This is a genomic window from Salinibaculum salinum, from assembly GCF_037645885.1.
In the GTDB taxonomy this organism is placed as follows: Archaea; Halobacteriota; Halobacteria; order Halobacteriales; family Haloarculaceae; genus Salinibaculum; species Salinibaculum salinum.
On record NZ_JBBENW010000003.1, the window covers coordinates 91,257 to 107,074 of the forward strand.

General features: G+C 63.4%; 12 protein-coding genes. 8 read left to right on the forward strand and 4 right to left on the reverse strand.

Annotated elements, in window-relative coordinates; genetic code table 11:
- Positions 1–99: 99 nt before the first annotated feature.
- The 5 genes from leuS to WDJ60_RS05875 all read left to right on the forward strand — a co-directional run bounded on the left by leuS (position 100) and on the right by WDJ60_RS05875 (position 9,307).
- On the forward strand, positions 100–2,733 hold the full coding sequence (leuS, locus tag WDJ60_RS05855) for a leucine--tRNA ligase (RefSeq protein ID WP_340099163.1): 2,634 nt from the start codon (positions 100–102) through the stop codon (positions 2,731–2,733).
- Between the two features lie 84 nt (positions 2,734–2,817).
- Positions 2,818–4,005, forward strand: a complete 1,188-nt coding sequence (locus WDJ60_RS05860) for a pyridoxal-phosphate-dependent aminotransferase family protein (RefSeq protein WP_340099164.1) — start codon at positions 2,818–2,820, stop codon at positions 4,003–4,005.
- 410 nt (positions 4,006–4,415) lie between these two features.
- On the forward strand, positions 4,416–7,166 hold the full coding sequence (locus WDJ60_RS05865; RefSeq protein ID WP_340099165.1) for an ATP-dependent helicase: 2,751 nt from the start codon (positions 4,416–4,418) through the stop codon (positions 7,164–7,166).
- Between the two features lie 140 nt (positions 7,167–7,306).
- A complete protein-coding gene (locus tag WDJ60_RS05870; RefSeq protein WP_340099166.1) occupies positions 7,307–7,552 on the forward strand; it encodes a hypothetical protein in 246 nt (81 codons plus the stop codon).
- Between the two features lie 111 nt (positions 7,553–7,663).
- On the forward strand, positions 7,664–9,307 hold the full coding sequence (locus tag WDJ60_RS05875; protein ID WP_340099167.1) for an SLC13 family permease: 1,644 nt from the start codon (positions 7,664–7,666) through the stop codon (positions 9,305–9,307).
- Between the two features lie 2 nt (positions 9,308–9,309).
- Here the strand turns inward: WDJ60_RS05875 and WDJ60_RS05880 are convergent, their stop codons facing one another.
- The 3 genes from WDJ60_RS05880 to WDJ60_RS05890 are packed head-to-tail and all read right to left on the reverse strand — an operon-like array spanning position 9,310 to position 14,204.
- On the reverse strand, positions 9,310–10,527 hold the full coding sequence (locus WDJ60_RS05880) for a lactate racemase domain-containing protein (protein WP_340099168.1): 1,218 nt from the start codon (positions 10,525–10,527) through the stop codon (positions 9,310–9,312).
- 59 nt (positions 10,528–10,586) lie between these two features.
- Positions 10,587–11,426: a phosphatase PAP2 family protein gene (locus tag WDJ60_RS05885; protein ID WP_340099169.1), complete on the reverse strand. Its 840-nt coding sequence runs from the start codon at positions 11,424–11,426 to the stop codon at positions 10,587–10,589.
- Between the two features lie 45 nt (positions 11,427–11,471).
- Positions 11,472–14,204 carry an AAA domain-containing protein gene (locus WDJ60_RS05890; protein WP_340099170.1) on the reverse strand — a complete coding sequence of 911 codons (2,733 nt, stop codon included), beginning with the start codon at positions 14,202–14,204 and terminating at the stop codon, positions 11,472–11,474.
- Positions 14,205–14,309: 105 nt separating this feature from the next.
- Here WDJ60_RS05890 and WDJ60_RS05895 point away from each other — a divergent pair, with 105 nt between their 5' ends.
- The 3 genes from WDJ60_RS05895 to WDJ60_RS05905 are packed head-to-tail and all read left to right on the forward strand — an operon-like array spanning position 14,310 to position 15,506.
- Complete coding sequence (locus tag WDJ60_RS05895; protein WP_340099171.1) at positions 14,310–14,861, forward strand: hypothetical protein; 552 nt, start codon at positions 14,310–14,312, stop codon at positions 14,859–14,861.
- A 1-nt stretch (position 14,862) separates the two neighbouring features.
- Complete coding sequence (locus WDJ60_RS05900) at positions 14,863–15,258, forward strand: AtzH-like domain-containing protein (RefSeq protein ID WP_340099172.1); 396 nt, start codon at positions 14,863–14,865, stop codon at positions 15,256–15,258.
- Positions 15,258–15,506, forward strand: coding sequence for a hypothetical protein (locus WDJ60_RS05905; protein WP_340099173.1), 249 nt, complete (start codon positions 15,258–15,260; stop codon positions 15,504–15,506). The genes WDJ60_RS05900 and WDJ60_RS05905 overlap by 1 nt, the downstream gene beginning before the upstream one ends.
- A gap of 73 nt (positions 15,507–15,579) precedes the next feature.
- Here WDJ60_RS05905 and WDJ60_RS05910 read toward each other — a convergent pair whose 3' ends face one another.
- On the reverse strand, positions 15,580–15,726 hold the full coding sequence (locus WDJ60_RS05910) for a hypothetical protein (RefSeq protein WP_340099174.1): 147 nt from the start codon (positions 15,724–15,726) through the stop codon (positions 15,580–15,582).
- Positions 15,727–15,818: the final 92 nt, after the last annotated feature.

A 15,818-nucleotide genomic window follows, 5' to 3' on the forward strand; every position in this document is an offset into this window, starting at 1 on the left:
GACTGAAATGACTGTCTCCTGGCCGACTGGTCGTGAGTGCCGAGGCTATCGTCCGAACAATGATATGCTCGGACGCCGGAGCACCACTAACAGCCGTCTATGTCACAGCGGAGCTACAACCACGCGCGTGTTCAAGAGTATTGGCAATACGTCTGGGACCGGGAGGACGCCTACGAACTGGCCGACGATGCCACGGATCCGACGTACGTTCTGGGAATGTTCCCATACACGTCGGGCAATCTTCACATGGGCCATGTCCGCAACTACGCGATTACGGACGCCTACGCCCGGTATCGACGGATGAACGGCGACGACGTGCTCCACCCGATGGGGTGGGACTCTTTTGGCCTGCCCGCCGAAAACGCCGCCTACGAGCGGTACACCGACCCGGAGTCCTGGACGCAAGCCTGCATCGCGCAGATGCGCGAGGAGATGGAGGACATGGGCTTTGGCTACGACTGGTCCCGCGAGATAACGACCTACAAGCCGGAGTACTACCGCTGGAACCAGTACTTCTTCCGGGAGTTCTACGAGGAGGGACTCGTCGAGTACGAGGGTGCGACAGTCAACTGGTGTCCCGACTGCGAGACGGTGCTGGCGGACGCGCAGGTCGTCGAAGGCGACCACGATGGGGCAACCGAGAACGTGTGCTGGCGGTGTGAGACACCGGTCACGCAGCGCGAACTCGACCAGTGGTTCTTTACCATTACCGACTACGCAGAGGAGTTGCTCGACGGACTGGACGACCTCGAGGAGTGGCCCGAGAGCGTCAAGGAGATTCAACGCAACTGGATCGGCAAACGCGAGGGTGCGTCGGTGTCTTTCGATATTCCGGAGTACAGCCAGGTGGACGCGTTCACGACGCGTCTCGACACAATCTGTGGTGCTTCCTACGTCGCCCTCTCGCCCGGTCACGACCTGGCCGAAACGCTGGCTGCCGACGACGAGACAGTCGCCGAGTACGTCGATGCCAGCACCGAGAACGGCGGGATGTCGGGTGTCGAAACCGACGCCGTTGCAGTCAATCCTGTGACTGGCGAGGAACTCCCGGTCTACGTCGCCGAGTACGTTCTGGACGACGTGGGGACGGGTGCGGTCATGGGTGTGCCGGCGCATAACGAGCGCGACCACACGTTCGCGCTCGAACACGACTTGCCGCTCAAGCAGGTTGTCGAGCCAGTCGACGGCTCCGCCGACGAGTTGCCGGGCAGCCCCTACACCGATGAGGGGATGTTGACTGACAGCGGCGAGTACAATGGACTGGCGAGTTCGGCCGCACGCGAGCGGATGCTTGCTGACATTGACGCCGCCGAGACCGACGTAACCTACCGCCTTCGGGACTGGCTCATCTCCCGGCAGCGCTACTGGGGGACGCCGATTCCGGTCGTCCACTGCGAGGAGTGTGGCCCGGTGCTGGTGCCCGAAGAGGACCTCCCTGTCGAACTCCCGGAGTTCGTCCAGACGACGGGGAATCCCCTGGCACAGATCGAGTCGTTCGTCAAGACGGAGTGTCCTGAGTGCGGTGCACCCGCGAAACGGGAGACCGACACGATGGACACGTTCGTCGACTCCTCGTGGTACTTCCTGCGATATCTCTCACCGAATCTCGACACGGCACCGTTCGACTCGGACCGGGCCAACGACTGGCTCCCGGTCGACGCCTACGTCGGCGGCGAGGAACACGCCGTCCTCCACCTACTCTACATTCGCTTCTTTGCCCGAGCGCTTGCTGATATCGGACTGTTAGACCTGCGCGAACCGGTCCAGCAACTCATCAACCAGGGGACGGTGCTGTACGACGGTGAGAAGATGTCCAAAACGAAGGGCAACGTCGTCAATCCCCACGAATACGGCGCGGAGACGACGCGCCTGTTCGTGCTGTCGGCGGCCCACCCAGAACAGGACTTCGAGTGGACCGCCCGCGAGGTCAGCAGTTCCTACGACCTCCAGCAGACGCTGTTCGAGATGGTCCAGTCCGTTACGAACGGCGCCGAGACGCGCGAGGACCGAGAGTCACACGACGAGTACGTCGCCCGCGAAATCGACCGTACCGTCGCGGCCGCAGGCGACGACTACGACCGCTTCCGGTTCCATCAGGCGGTCACTGAGATTCGGGCGCTCGCACAGCTGCTCCGCCAGTACCAGGAGTTCGACACCCCCAACGAGGCAGTGTATCGCCGCGGGCTGCGGGTGCTGACCCGTCTCGTCGCCCCGCTCACCCCCTATCTCGGCGAGGAACTGTGGAACATGCTCCGCGGTGACGGACTCGTTGCCCACGCCGACTGGCCCGAGCCCGAACATCCGGTCGACGCGTACGACATCGAGCGACGACTGGTCCGAAATCTCCGCGCGGACGTTCGCGACATCTTCGACGTGGCTAACATCGACGACGCCGAGGAAATCGAAGTCGTCGTCGCTCCGGAGTGGAAGTTCCGCGCCTACGACATCGCCCGCGCGGCCGACGAGAGTGATGCGCTCGTAGGCAAGATTATGACCGACGAGGACATCCAGTCCCACGGCAGTCAGGCCCAGTCCTATGCGGAGGATCTGCAGAACCGGCGCAAGCAGTTAGAGCCGACGCTCTCGCGCGACGAAGAGTTCGACCTGCTCGACCGTGCGGCGTGGCTCTTGCGCGACGAGTTCGGGGCCGCCGTCTCGGTCAGGCAGGCGGAGGCTGACGACGAGCGTGCGAGCAAATCCCGACCCGGCAAGCCGGCGGTACACATTCGCTAACGGGAACGAAGTGAGCGACTGCGATAGCTGGCGGGCGGAAACCGTGGTCAGTCTTTTTGAACTATCGCCACGAACACACTCAGTATGCACGATCCACCTGAAGTTGGCGAACTCGTCCCTCCAGAGCGGACACTGCTCGGTCCCGGCCCCAGTAACGTCCACCCGCGCGTGCTGCGCGCGATGGCGACGCCGCTGGTCGGGTATCTGGACGACTACTACGTCGAGGTGATGGACGACGTACAGGACCTCCTGCGATACGTCTTCCAGACAGACAACGAGTACACGTTTGCGGTCAGCGGCACCGGTACAGCCGGAATGGAGACGGCCTTTACCAACCTCGTCGAACCCGGCGAAACGGTTCTCGTTCCGACGAACGGCTACTTCGGCAACCGAATGGGACAGGTGGCAGAGCGTGCTGGCGCAGAAATCGTGACCGTCGACGCACCATGGGGCGAACCGCTCGACCCAGCAGACGTTCGGACTGCCTTCGAGCGCCACCAGCCCACCGTCTTCGGGTTCGTCCACGGCGAAACCAGCACGGGCGTGCGCCAGCCGGCCGTCTCGGAACTGGCCGACATCGCACACGACCACGATGCGTACATCGTCGCCGACACCGTCGCCTCGCTCGGCGGCAACAAGTTCCGCACCGACGAGTGGGGGCTGGACGTGGTGTACACCGGCTCGCAGAAGTGTCTCTCCGCGCCACCAGGAGTGAGCCCGATTACGTTCAGCGACCGCGCCGTCGAGAAGATACGAAACAGAGACACACAGCCCCGGTCGTGGTATCTCGACCTCGATGGCGTCTGGGAGTACTGGGGCGACGAACGGAACTACCATCACACCGGCCCCGTCTCGACGAACTACGCACTCCGCGAGGCGCTGCGACTGGTTGCCGAGGAAGGTATCGAGAACGTCTGGGAGCGACACCAGCACGTCGCCGGCGCAATCAAAGCGGGCGTCGAGGCGATGGGTGCGCCGCTGGCCGTCGCCGAGGACCACTGGCTGCCCTCGCTCAACGCCGTCTCCGTTCCCGACGGCGTCGACGACGGGACTGTCACGCAGCGACTGATGGACGAGTACGGCATCGAGATCGTCAGCGGCCTCGGCGCGCTGGAAGGAGACATCTTCCGCGTGGGCTGTATGGGTCAGTCCGCAAAGCCCGAAAACGCGCTCTACTTCGTCACTGCCTTCGCCGAAGTGCTGGCCGACGAAGGCGCGGATGTCGACCCCGATGCCGGCATCGCGGCGACGCGACGCGCCCTCTCGAACTGACGCTCGGCGTGACAGGTCCCTCTTTCTCCCGAAACGATTGCGGGATGGCAGTATATTTCCTCACTTCACCGTTCGAAATGTACCGGGTAATGCCCATATTGTTAGATTTTCGAAAGGACTTTGATGAATGGTATCACTACACAGTCAGCAGGGGAACAAGAAATGTTACTCAGACAGCGGTGCACGACCTGCGGGGAGACAGTCTCGGAGGCGGACCTCGTCCAGTGTGATATCTGCGGGGAGCATCTGCACGCAAAGTGTGAGGCCTTCGAAACGAAATACGAATGCCCGACGTGTAGCGACGAACTCTGGATCGGTGCAGTCGAGTTCTAAGGTACTCTCGGAACGGATTTCACTTTCACCCTCCGCTCCAAACCCACAAGAGGGTACAGTCCCGAAAGGGAGACGAAATGGGAGGACGTGACCTGCTCGCCCAGCAGGACGTGGATTTTACCCCGGGCTCGGTCGAGATCGACGACGGCGATGTACTCGACCTGCTGGAGCCTGCGGTCCGTGAGTGGTGGGTCGAGGAGTTCGGATCGTTCGTTCCCAACAACGGCGGGTTCTTTACGCCGCCACAGAAGGAGGCGATACCGCTCATCCACGAGCGCGAGAACGCACTCATCTGTGCACCGACGGGCAGCGGCAAGACGCTGGCCTCCTTTACCGGCATCATCAACGAACTGTTTCGCCGCGACCGCGAACAGGAGTTGGAAAACAGCATCTACTGTCTGTACATCTCCCCACTCAAATCGCTGGCCAACGACATCCACCGGAATCTGGAAGTGCCTCTCGATGGAATCACTGAAAACCTCGACGAGCGCGGCGAAGACGTGGAGTTGCGCCACGCGATTCGCCACGGCGACACCAGCGATAGCGAACGGCAGGCGATGCTGGAGGAAACGCCGCATATCCTGAACACGACGCCGGAGACGCTGGCTATCCTGCTCAACTCCCCGAAGTTCAAGCAGAAGTTAGAGACCGTCGAGTACGTCGTCGTCGACGAGATTCACAGCCTCGCGGAGAACAAACGCGGCACGCATCTCTCGGTGTCGCTCGAACGCCTGGAGGCGATGGCCGAGGGTTCGCCCACACGCATCGGCTGTTCGGCGACGGTCGAACCACTCTCGACGATGGGCGAATTTCTGGTCGGACAGGACGAACCCGGCGGCGACCCGCGCGAGTACCAACTCGTCGATACGCGGTTCGTTCGCGACTTCGACATGGAACTGACCTGTCCGACCGACGACCTGATTCACACCCCCGGAGACACCGTCAACGAGCGATTCTATCAACAACTACACGACCTAATCGGCGAGCACACGAACACGCTCGTGTTCACGAACACCCGCTCGGGTGCCGAGCGCGTCCTCCACAACCTCCGGGAACGCTACGACGACTACGACGAGGCCAATTCGGGCTGTCACCACGGCAGTCTCTCGAAGGACCGCCGGCAAGACATCGAGGGGCAACTCAAAGCCGGCACGCTGGACGTGGTGACCTCCTCGACGTCACTGGAACTAGGCATCGACATGCCACACATCGACCTCGTCGTGCAGGTGGGTTCACCCAAATCCGTCGCCTCGCTGCTCCAGCGCGTCGGGCGGGCGGGTCACCAGCTCGGCGAGACGGTCACCGGGCGCGTCGTCGCGCTGGACCGCGACGAACTCGTCGAGTGCGCGGTCATGCTCAAAAAGGCCGAAGCGGGATTCGTCGACCGAGTATTCGTCCCCGAGAACGCACAGGACGTGGCCGCCCAGCACGTCTACGGCATGGCAATCAACGGACCGCGACCGGAACAGGAAATCGTCGACATCCTCCGGCGAGCCTACCCCTACCGGAACTACGGCGACGACGACCTGGCACAACTGTTCCGCTATCTCACCGCAGACTACGACGGAATGGAGGAGAAGAACGTCTACGCGAAGATCTGGCGTGATACGAACGACCCGCCCGACGGGGAGCACCACTACGAGGAGTATCCAGTTGGGAAACAACTCATCGGAAAGCGTGGCCGCCTCGCCCGAGTTATCTACATGACCAACATCGGGACGATTCCGGATTCGTTCACCTGCGATGTCTACACCCGCAGCAACAAGGACTGGGTCGGGCAACTGGACGAATCGTATCTCGATACGCTCGACAGTGGCGACGTATTCGTCCTGGGCGGCGACAACTTCGAGTTCCGGTACCGACGGGGTTCGAAGGTCTACGTCGACCGGACGGCTGCGCGCCCGACCGTCCCGTCGTGGTTCTCCGAACGGCTCCCGCTCTCCTACGACCTGGGTCAGGAGATTCTCCAGTTCCAGCGGGAACTCTGTGAGCGACTCGCCAGCGGCGGCCGTTCGGAGGTGCGCGTCTGGCTTCGACAGTTCCCCCTCGACGAGAACAGCGTCCAGGCCATTACGCGGATGTTCGACCAGCAGGTCCGCTACGCCGGAATCGAGAGCGTCGCGACCGACAGCCGCCTGATCATCGAGGAGGAACTGGACCACGATGAGTACGAGCGCCACTACTACGTCCACTCCAACTACGGCCGACGGTTCAACGACGGGCTCTCCCGGTTGCTGGCCTCCCACTGCGCGCAACAGGCAAACGCCAACGTGAAAGTTGCTGTCGCAGACCACGGCTTTACGCTCTCGCTCCCGCTCAATCGGAAGGTCGACATCGCCGGTATCGTCGCGGATGTCGATCCAGACGAGGTGCGGGCGGACCTCCGGGCGAGTCTCGACGGAACGGACCTGCTGGAGCGGTACTTCCGAATCAACGCTACGCGGGCGCTGATGATTCTCAAACGCTACAAGGGCCACGAGAAGTCGGCCAGCCAGCAGCAGGTAAGCAGCGACATGCTGCTCGGATTCGCACACGACCTGGACGAATTTGCTGTCATCGAAGAGACCTACCGCGAGATTCTGGAAGACAAGCTCAACGTCGCCGGTATCGAGTCGGTGTTGTCCGATATCACAGCCAACGACATCGAAGTCGTCCTGAAGCGTGTGGACTCGCCGACGCCGCGGGCGTTCGGGCTGGCGACGCTGATGGCGAGTGACGTAGTGCTGGCCGAGGACGAATCCGCGGTCCTACAGGAGTTCCACGAGCGCGTGCTCTCGGAGATTGAAGGCGAGACCATCACCGACGAGGAAGCCGCCGAGACGGATTGAAGCTGTCGTCTGTCCCGTCTTCACGCTATCCACGACTGCTGGGACAGACAGCAACTGTACGAAGCGCGACAAAGAACCACCACGGGTCGGGGTCGCGGACCCGGATGGTTTTATATCGCGACGGACCACGATTTCGTGTAATGGCGTCGCCCGAGTCGCTCGATGTCGACGACGTGTCACCGCGGGCCTGGCGGCTCCTCCGGGTCGCTGCGGGGTACGGCCAACGCGATGTCGAGGCGGAAGTCGACGATGTCCAGCAGGCGCACGTTTCGATGCTCGAATCCGGAGCCAGAGCGCTCTCACCTGCACGGCGGCGTGAACTCCTCGAGCTCTACGTCGCCGAGTTGACCGACGACCAGGTTCGCGTTCTGGTCGATTACTTCTGATACTGTCGGCCGTCCACGCCAGATACCAGGCCGCGTGACACGATACCGTGCACCCAGTTGGGTGCTATTCGAAGTATTAATCAGTACAATACGGTAAACAGCCGTGTATAGATGATACAACTCGGAAAATCGCAGGCTCAGAGGCGACTGCTGGCGTTTGCCGTTGCGGTAGTCGGAACGGCACTCATCGCGTTCGCGCCGACGCCCGAGGGACTCTCGCTACGAGGGCAGTACGCGTTTGCAACGATGTTCTTCGCTGGTTTCCTATGGGTCACCGGGTCACTCCCGCTGGCCGTCACCGCGCTCTCGATTCCAATCTTGCTCACTGGATTCGGCGTCTACGGAGACATGGACGCCGCGCTCAGAGGGTTCGCGGACCACATCATCTTCCTGTTTATCGCCGGGTTCATGCTGGCGAACGCGCTCCAGAAGTACGATATCGACCGCCGCATCGCCCTCCGGATGATGGTGGCGATGGGGTCGTCACCGCGGCGACTCGTTCTCGCGGTGATGCTCGCCACCGCGTTCCTCTCGATGTGGGTCTCGAACACGGCGACTGCAGCGATGATGCTGCCTATCGCGCTTGGCGTCCTCGCACAGGTCGTCGGCCGCGAACGGATTTCCGCACCGGATGCCGACCCCAGTGAGGACATCGAAGATGTTGACGGCACTGACGGAGCGAGTTCGCTGGACGGAGCCGGGGCGACGAACTTCCAACGCTCGCTGTTGCTCGGAACGGCGTACGCCGCAAGTGTCGGTGGCGTCGGAACGCTCATCGGGACGCCACCGAACGCAATTCTCGCCGGCCAGCTCAACTCGATTCTGGGCTACGAGATTAGCTTCGCCGAGTGGCTGCTCATCGGGCTCCCGGTTGTGTTCATCACGCTGCCACTGGTCTGGATACTGTTGACAATGGTGCTGTATCCGCCGCGCATCGACGACGTGACCGACGCCCGCGCGCAAGCCCGCCAGGAACTCCGAGACGAGGGTCCCCTCGGTCCGCGTGGCAAGCGCGTCGCGTACATCTTCACCGCGACGGCCGTCCTCTGGGTCGTCGGCGGACTCGGCGAGGGCGTCCAGTACCTCATCGACACCAACGTTCTGCCGCTGCCCCAGGCCTGGTTCAACACCCTCTACGGCACCAGCGACGGGATGACGATATTCGGCGTCCGCGGCCACCAGGGTGCGCTCTACTACGTGATGGTCGGGATGCTCGCTATCCCCGCACTCGTGCTTGCCGACACCGCCGACTGGGACGACCTCGTCGACATCGACTGGGGGACAATTCTGCTGTTCGGCGGTGGTATCTCGCTGGCCGACGCGCTCGCGGACACCGGTGCGACCGAGTGGATAGCCGATGTCGTCTTCACGTCGCTCACCGGTTCGCCGATTGTCCTCGTCGTCGCCGTCGTCGTCCTGCTCGTTATCTTCCTGACCGAGATGACCTCGAACACTGCGACGTCGACGATTATCATTCCCATCCTCATCGGTATCGGGGGTGTCTTCTCGGCGACACTCGGACTACCCGACGTTGCCGCGTCCGTCTTCCTCGCGGTCTCCGGTGCGATTGCGGCGAGTTTCGCGTTCGCGCTACCGGTCGCGACTCCGCCGAACGCTATCGTCTTCGGCTCCGGCTATCTCGAACAGAAGGATATGATGAAAGCGGGCGTCATCCTCAACATCATCATGACCGGCGTGCTGACGGCGCTCATCTGGGTGCTCTTCCAGTTCGTCTGGCCCCACATTCTCTGGTAAGACTACACGAGCAGCGTATTCAACGCGTCCGGAACGACAAGCACCGAACTCCCGGGTTCGATGGCATCTTCCACCGTCTCGGCGGCATGCATGAGACAGTCCTCGACCACTGCGGGATGCTGACTATTGGTCACCCACAGGTCGTATTCACGAAGCACCCGGGCCACGACGAAGGCCCGCTGTGCGCCGGGTTCGTACCCCTGTGCCATCTCCTCGTACAGTTCCGCTGCCGAGTCAGCAGTCGAGAGCCACTCGTAGAACCGCTGTTCGCCAGTCCCTTCGCCGGCACCCTCCGGCAGTGCTGCGGGAACGACGAGTCTCCCACCTTCCCGGAGCGGATTGTTCGCGCCGAGTGCGACGTACGTCGCCGCCCGCGTCGCCTGGTAGAGATTCGCGTCTTTCGGTGCGCCGACCCCCGCGACGACGGCGTCATACTTCTCAGATACCTCGACAGAGAGTGCCTCTCTGGCAGTCCCAGCGAGGTCTGCGACGACTGCCCGCGGGTCGCCAGCGCTCGCGCCCATGATACCCGCCGGACCGTGCGTGACGTTCAGCGAGAAGTCGAGTCCGACCACGTCACCGGCCTCGTCGACGAACTCACGGAAGGGGTTGTTCTCGATACGGCCGAGACGGACGCCATCCCGCCCGAGCATCTCCGGGCCGTGGGAGTAGCGAATCTGTGACTCGCCGCCAGCGCCGATGACGACGGTCTTTGCACCGCCGGAAAAGCCCGCGTACTGGTGGGGTTCAACCATTCCCGTCGCCAGCACGGTGTCGACGGCTGCGACAGTTTCATTGAGTTCGATGGGACAGCCCTCGACAGTCCCCGCTTCGACCGTCGCGTCGGGGTCGTGGTTCTCGGCGAGGTCGGCGTGTTCACCGAGCGCGTCCTCGATTTCTCCGTCGGTCATCGGGCGATGAAGCCCGAGGCCGAGAATCACCGATACCTGTTCGCGGGCGACGCCGATCCGCTGGAGTTCGTCAAGGAGTACGTCCAGCAGCACGTCGTCGGGCGTCGCCCGTGTCACGTCAGTCACGACGATTGCGACCGTCGCGTCGGGGTCGACGCGTGCCGAGAGCGGTGAGCCGTGGGGATTCGCTACGGCCGTGGTGGCCGCCTCTCGTACGTCGACGGCCTCGCCGCCCGTTGGCGTCGCGACGGTTACCTCGCGGTCCGAGAGGTCCACCGCCACAGTGCCGGTGCCGAGTGGAAAGTCCATACGGAAACCAGCGCGTCGAGCGACAAAAAACGGCGCGTGTATCGGCTCATCCGGCAGATTCAGTTCGCCCTCAGCGCGTCGAGCGGCGCGGTCTCCAGCAGTCGCGGAAACAGGACGATTCCGGCGACGAGGACGGCACTGGCGAGCACGGCGATGGGTGCGACGGTCAGCGTCTCTGCAATCAAGTAGGTCATGCCGGTGAAAACGAGGCCAGCGACGACGAACACGACCGTCTGGCCGACCGATTCTGGGGTAGGGAGTCGCTCGATGTCGCTCGTCCAGAGGGCTATCGCGCCGCCGATGCTCCCGCCGAGTCCGAGGAGCGCGTAGCCGCTGCCGGCGGTCACCGGAAACGTCAGCGCTGCAGCCGCTGCTGCGACGAGACAGCCAAGCGCTGCGCGTTGGCCGACGGTGAGCCACAGCCCGCCAAGGATGGCCGCACCGACCGCGTAGCCGGCCAGCACGTCACCGAGGTAGTGGACGCCGATGACGATACGAGAGAGCCCCACGAGACCGATGACGGTCACAGCAGCCCCGACGAACCGGATGTCCCGGAGGCGGTCGCGTGCGAGAACGAGACCGCCGTAGACGACCGTCGCGGAAATGGCATGTCCGCTTGGAAACCCAGAGGTTTCGGGTCGTTCTGCGACTGCCTGCACGCTCACCGGTGGCCGGGAGAACATGAACAGTTGCTTGAGCGCGAGCGTGACGACCAGCGCGACCAGCGTGTAGCTGATGACAGTCGCCGTCGACGGTCGATCACCGACCCAGTACAGGACCGAGAGCGCAACGAGCAAAAAAGGGAGGCCACCCAACTCCGTAATCACGGCAAACACGTCGGTGAGTGCGGGCGGTACCCCCTCGCGGATCACCTCGCTCGCGGCTCGGAATCGGTACACAGAACGCGCTTTTTTATCGGACTACAAATCTGTGTTGGTCGCCGGTCACCGCGCCCACTCGACCATCCGCCCGTACGTCTCGTCGGTTGCCAGTGCGGCGGCGTCACCGACCAGAACGAGCCCCTTCTTTGCACGCGTGAGCGCGACGTTCACGCGCCGGTAGTCCTCGAAAATCGGGCTGTCGAGGTCGCCCGTCGCAACGAAGGAGATGATGATGACCTCCTTGCTAGACCCCTGGAACCGGTCGACGGTGTCGACGGCCACACCGTCGGGGACGTGTTTGTTGATTTCGGCCACCTGCGCCCGGTAGGGCGCGATGACGCCGATATCCGCCAGCGAAACCCCCGCGTCGAGGTACGACTGGACGGTTTCGGCAACCGCCTCCGCCTCGGTCGGGTTGGTGTTGCCGACCGTCGCGCCGTCGGGGTCGACGAACGCGACTCTGTCCTGCAGGTGGTCGGGGAGTTCGCTCACGTCGACGCCAGACAAATCGCGAACGTGCTGTCCAGCAACGGTCCCGTTTGCGGGCCGAAGTTGCCCGCCGTAGAACTCCTGGGAGGCAAACGCCTGGATATGCTGGGCCATCCGGTACTGCTTGTCGAGCATGACGCTGGCCGCTGGATAGCGCTCGATGAGCCGCTGAAAGAGACTCTCGCCGAGGTCCGCACAGCGCTCGTCGCCGGCGATCTCGTCTTCGGCCTGCACGACCGGTGGGAGCTGATGGTGGTCGCCGACCAGTACCGAGCGATTCGCCAGTGCCGTCGCGGCGAGCGTGCCGGGTTCGGTGAGCTGCCCAGCCTCATCGACGACAGTCGCGTCGAACTGCTGGTCGCGCATCACCCGGGAGCCACAGGAGGCGGTGGTCGCCGCGACGACGCTCGCATTCCGCAACTCGCGGACGCACTCGCCGGGGTTGCCTGCGGTCTGAAGGCGGTAAGACTGCATATCCTCGCGGACGCCGCTCTCCGTGCCAACGCGGACGATGTCGGTAAAGCCTTGTTCTTCCAGCGCCTCGATGGCGTTGTCGACGGCGCGATTCGTGAAGGCCGAGAGGAGTACGCGGTCGCCGCGGTCGACGAGCGCCCGAACAATCTGGGCCAGCGTGTACGTTTTTCCAGTCCCGGGAGGGCCGTGGACGAGTGCCACGTCCTCGGCCCCGACGGCCAACTGGACGGCCTCGTTCTGGGCCGCGTTGTTGTCGACGAACGTCTCCGAAACGTCCCGGAACTCGGGGTCGCGCCGGCCAAAGAGCACGTCCTTGCGCTCGTCCGATTGGGTGAGCAGCGCGTCGTGGAGCGCCGTCAACATCCTGTCGGCCCCGATTTCAGAGGGATACACGTCCAGTCGGCGGAGGTCGAACGGTTCGTCCACGCTGACGACGATTTCCGGGTGGCTCACGGCTTCGCCGTTCGCGCTCTCCGAGGCGCGTGGCGCCTCGCTCGCTAACCGCTCGACGCGCGCCAGTCCGGCATCGCCGCCGACCGGGTCGCCGTCGCTCGCGAGAACCAGGTCGCCCTCCCGAATCTTCGAGACCGCTCCCGTCCCCGTCGCGCGCAGTTCCCAGCGACCGCCGTCGATTTCCCGCCGGCCAGTGGGGTCGAGGTCGACCAGCGCCCGGTCGGCGTTCGCCCGCTCTTCGGGGGTCTGCTCCCAGAGTTTGGCGTACTCCCGGTGGACGGCACGGCGCTCCATCTCGATTGCCCGGTAGAACTGGTCGAAGTACTCGCGCTCTTCTTCGGGCATCGCGGTCCCGACCTGTCCGGCCTTCGATTCCTGGTCGAGTCGGCCGGAAATCGCCATGCAGGTGTCCTGCTCGAAGCAGTACTCGCACTTGGCGTCGGCCTCGTACCCCGTCGGAACGCTGCTGTCGTGTTCCATCGCCGCCAGCGCGTTGCGCTCTCTGAGGACGAACTCCAGCAGCCCCGACCCGATAGAGAAGTCCTTGGCTGGCGAGAGGTCACCGCTCTCCTCTGTTCGCTCGACTGCTGCGTTTTTCGTGTACAGCAGGGTGCCGGTATCGGGGTGGTCGCCCCGACGCTCGCCGAGGATGAGCGCGTAGCAGGCCGCCTGCACCTTGTCGTGGAAGCGGGGGTCCCGACGGGTGTTCTTGCCCGTCTTGAGTTCGACCGGCATCCCGCGTCGGACCGCGTCGGCCCGGCCCTTCAGTCCGTAGCGCTCGCTGACGAGCGTCTGCTCGGAGCGCCAGTCGTCGCCACCCGTCAGGGTCCCCTGGTTGAGCCACCCCTGGATAGCACTCGCATGCTGGCGCACCGTCTCCGCCATCGACTCGCTGTCGGCACCGAGCAGTCCAAGGTCCAGTCCGGCCTCTTCGATGCGGGCGTCAACTGCCTCGTCCAGGTCACGGCCTCGCAGCAGGTCGCCGAACACTTCGTGGACGATGGTCCCCTTGACGACCGGTTCGGCGAGCGGCGTCCCACCAATCTTGTTCAGGTAGTACATCCGAGGACACTGGACCCACTGGCGCACGTCAGTCACGTCGACCAGAAAGTCCGGTTCGACGACGACCATCGTTCCATCGCCGGTCGTGTACTGCGTCTCGCCACGATACTCGCGTTCCTCCGCGTCGTAGACCGCCAGTTCCATCCCTACGTCGAGATAGTCGGCTGTCTCACTCCACTTGCCCCACAGCGTCACCGTCGTCGGGTCGCCGCGGCCCCGGTCGGGCCGGACCGCAATCTCGACGAGGTCGCGCTCGCCGTACTGTGTACTGACGGTTTTGGGCTCGGGGACTTCGGTGACGACGCCGCGAACGTTCACGGCAACGGGCAGGGGTGGCGGCGGAAAAACGCTTCCGGTCGGTGTGAGAGCGAGTCGCGCGTTTCGATGCCTATTTTCCCACAGAACTCCTTTCGACTGGTAACGATGCGTGTTCGCGACTGGGATGACATCATGGAGGACGTAGTCGAGAGCAACGCAGACCCCGATGGCTGGCGCGGCATCGGTGGCGACCGCGCGAACGGCATCGGCGAAGACCTCTACATCGGCCACCCCGGTGTCGGTGTCTTTCAGCTGAAAACGTACGCGAAAAATCCGTACGAAGTTCAGGGAGTCGGCGCACGGATTGCCCGCTCGCTCGACGACGAACTCGACCCACTCTTTCCCGGGAAGGAGGACGCGACGGGGCTGTTCGGGGTGCAACAGCCCGCCGAAGACGAAGACGAGGCAAAAAATAAAGCCAAGAACCTCGAAACGGTCGTCGAAACCCACGCCGACGCACCGACCACACCGGAAGCGCTGTTCGACGACATCATGGACGCGCTCGACAGCCCCGCCTACGGCCCGATGGATTTCGACGACTACGACCGACCGGATCAGATGGGCGAGTTGACCAACACGTTCGAGGAAGCCGAGGAGCTACTCGACAGCGAGTTCGAGGACGTCATCGAGGAAGACGTCGACCGGGGATTCTACTGAGATGGTCGACAGACCATCGGTCGACGAAACACCCGAGCAGGCTATCCGGTCGTACTACCGCGCGCTTCGGAACGGCGACGCGCTCGCCCCCTACTTTTCGGACGCCGAAACGACGGTCAAGTTTGGCATCTCCGAGACGCTCGAAGGTGGTGAGGCCGTCGCCGACGGACTGCGCGAGCAGACGGCGACGACGACTGAGTGGACAGTCGACAGCCACGATCTCGTCGTCGACCAGCGCGAAACCGTGGCGTGGTTTGCCGACGAGGTAGGCCTCGCCTGGACCGATACCGAACAGCAAACGCGCCACGAATTCGACACCCGCTGGAGTGGCACACTCGAACGGACCGACCGCTGGCGGTTCGTCGGCATGCACGTCAGCACAGCGAGGGAAATCTGATGGTCGGTCCCATCTCTGACGAGGAGCGCGACGCCTTCGCATGGAAACTCAAAGCTGGGTTCATCCTGCTCGTGGGACTCTCGGCCGGTCTCATTACCCTACAGGCCGACGCCGGTCTGGTTTGGTTCCTCGTGGCCACCGTCGCTGGCGGGATCGTGGGCGTGATTCTCGTCTGGATTGCGTTTCCAGAGCGCCAACAACTCGTCGATAGCGAGGGTGTCGACGACGACCACGACTGGGGCCGGTAATTCTATTGTACGCCACCGAAGCGTGCCGATAGCCTGAGCGTCGGATATCGGTTCGAAGAGACTGCCGACAGCATCACTGAGTGTCGACGGCGTCGAACCTGAGTGTGATTTCGTTCCCGTCCTCGCATTCGCCGAACGTCATCTCGCCGTTTGCGGCCTTGACGACCCAGTAGACCAGCCACAGCCCGACGCCGGCAGAGTGTGAGAGAGCCGTCTCCATTCGTATTCGGTTAAGACGTGAAACCAGCATACAGCGCTGTATTCACCTCCTCAAGAAGCGTCTGGCGTGATGGAGCTGGTTGCCTCGCCTCC

What these genes read in the sequence shown, in the direction of transcription:
- WDJ60_RS05910 (WP_340099174.1), bottom strand. Translation starts at nt 15,726, where the DNA reads ATGGAGACGGCTCTCTCACACTCTGCCGGCGTCGGGCTGTGGCTGGTC.
- WDJ60_RS05905 (WP_340099173.1), top strand. Translation starts at nt 15,258, where the DNA reads ATGGTCGGTCCCATCTCTGACGAGGAGCGCGACGCCTTCGCATGGAAA.
- WDJ60_RS05895 (WP_340099171.1), top strand. Translation starts at nt 14,310, where the DNA reads ATGCGTGTTCGCGACTGGGATGACATCATGGAGGACGTAGTCGAGAGC.
- WDJ60_RS05880 (WP_340099168.1), bottom strand. Translation starts at nt 10,527, where the DNA reads ATGGACTTTCCACTCGGCACCGGCACTGTGGCGGTGGACCTCTCGGAC.
- leuS (WP_340099163.1), top strand. Translation starts at nt 100, where the DNA reads ATGTCACAGCGGAGCTACAACCACGCGCGTGTTCAAGAGTATTGGCAA.
- WDJ60_RS05860 (WP_340099164.1), top strand. Translation starts at nt 2,818, where the DNA reads ATGCACGATCCACCTGAAGTTGGCGAACTCGTCCCTCCAGAGCGGACA.
- WDJ60_RS05870 (WP_340099166.1), top strand. Translation starts at nt 7,307, where the DNA reads ATGGCGTCGCCCGAGTCGCTCGATGTCGACGACGTGTCACCGCGGGCC.
- WDJ60_RS05865 (WP_340099165.1), top strand. Translation starts at nt 4,416, where the DNA reads ATGGGAGGACGTGACCTGCTCGCCCAGCAGGACGTGGATTTTACCCCG.
- WDJ60_RS05875 (WP_340099167.1), top strand. Translation starts at nt 7,664, where the DNA reads ATGATACAACTCGGAAAATCGCAGGCTCAGAGGCGACTGCTGGCGTTT.
- WDJ60_RS05900 (WP_340099172.1), top strand. Translation starts at nt 14,863, where the DNA reads ATGGTCGACAGACCATCGGTCGACGAAACACCCGAGCAGGCTATCCGG.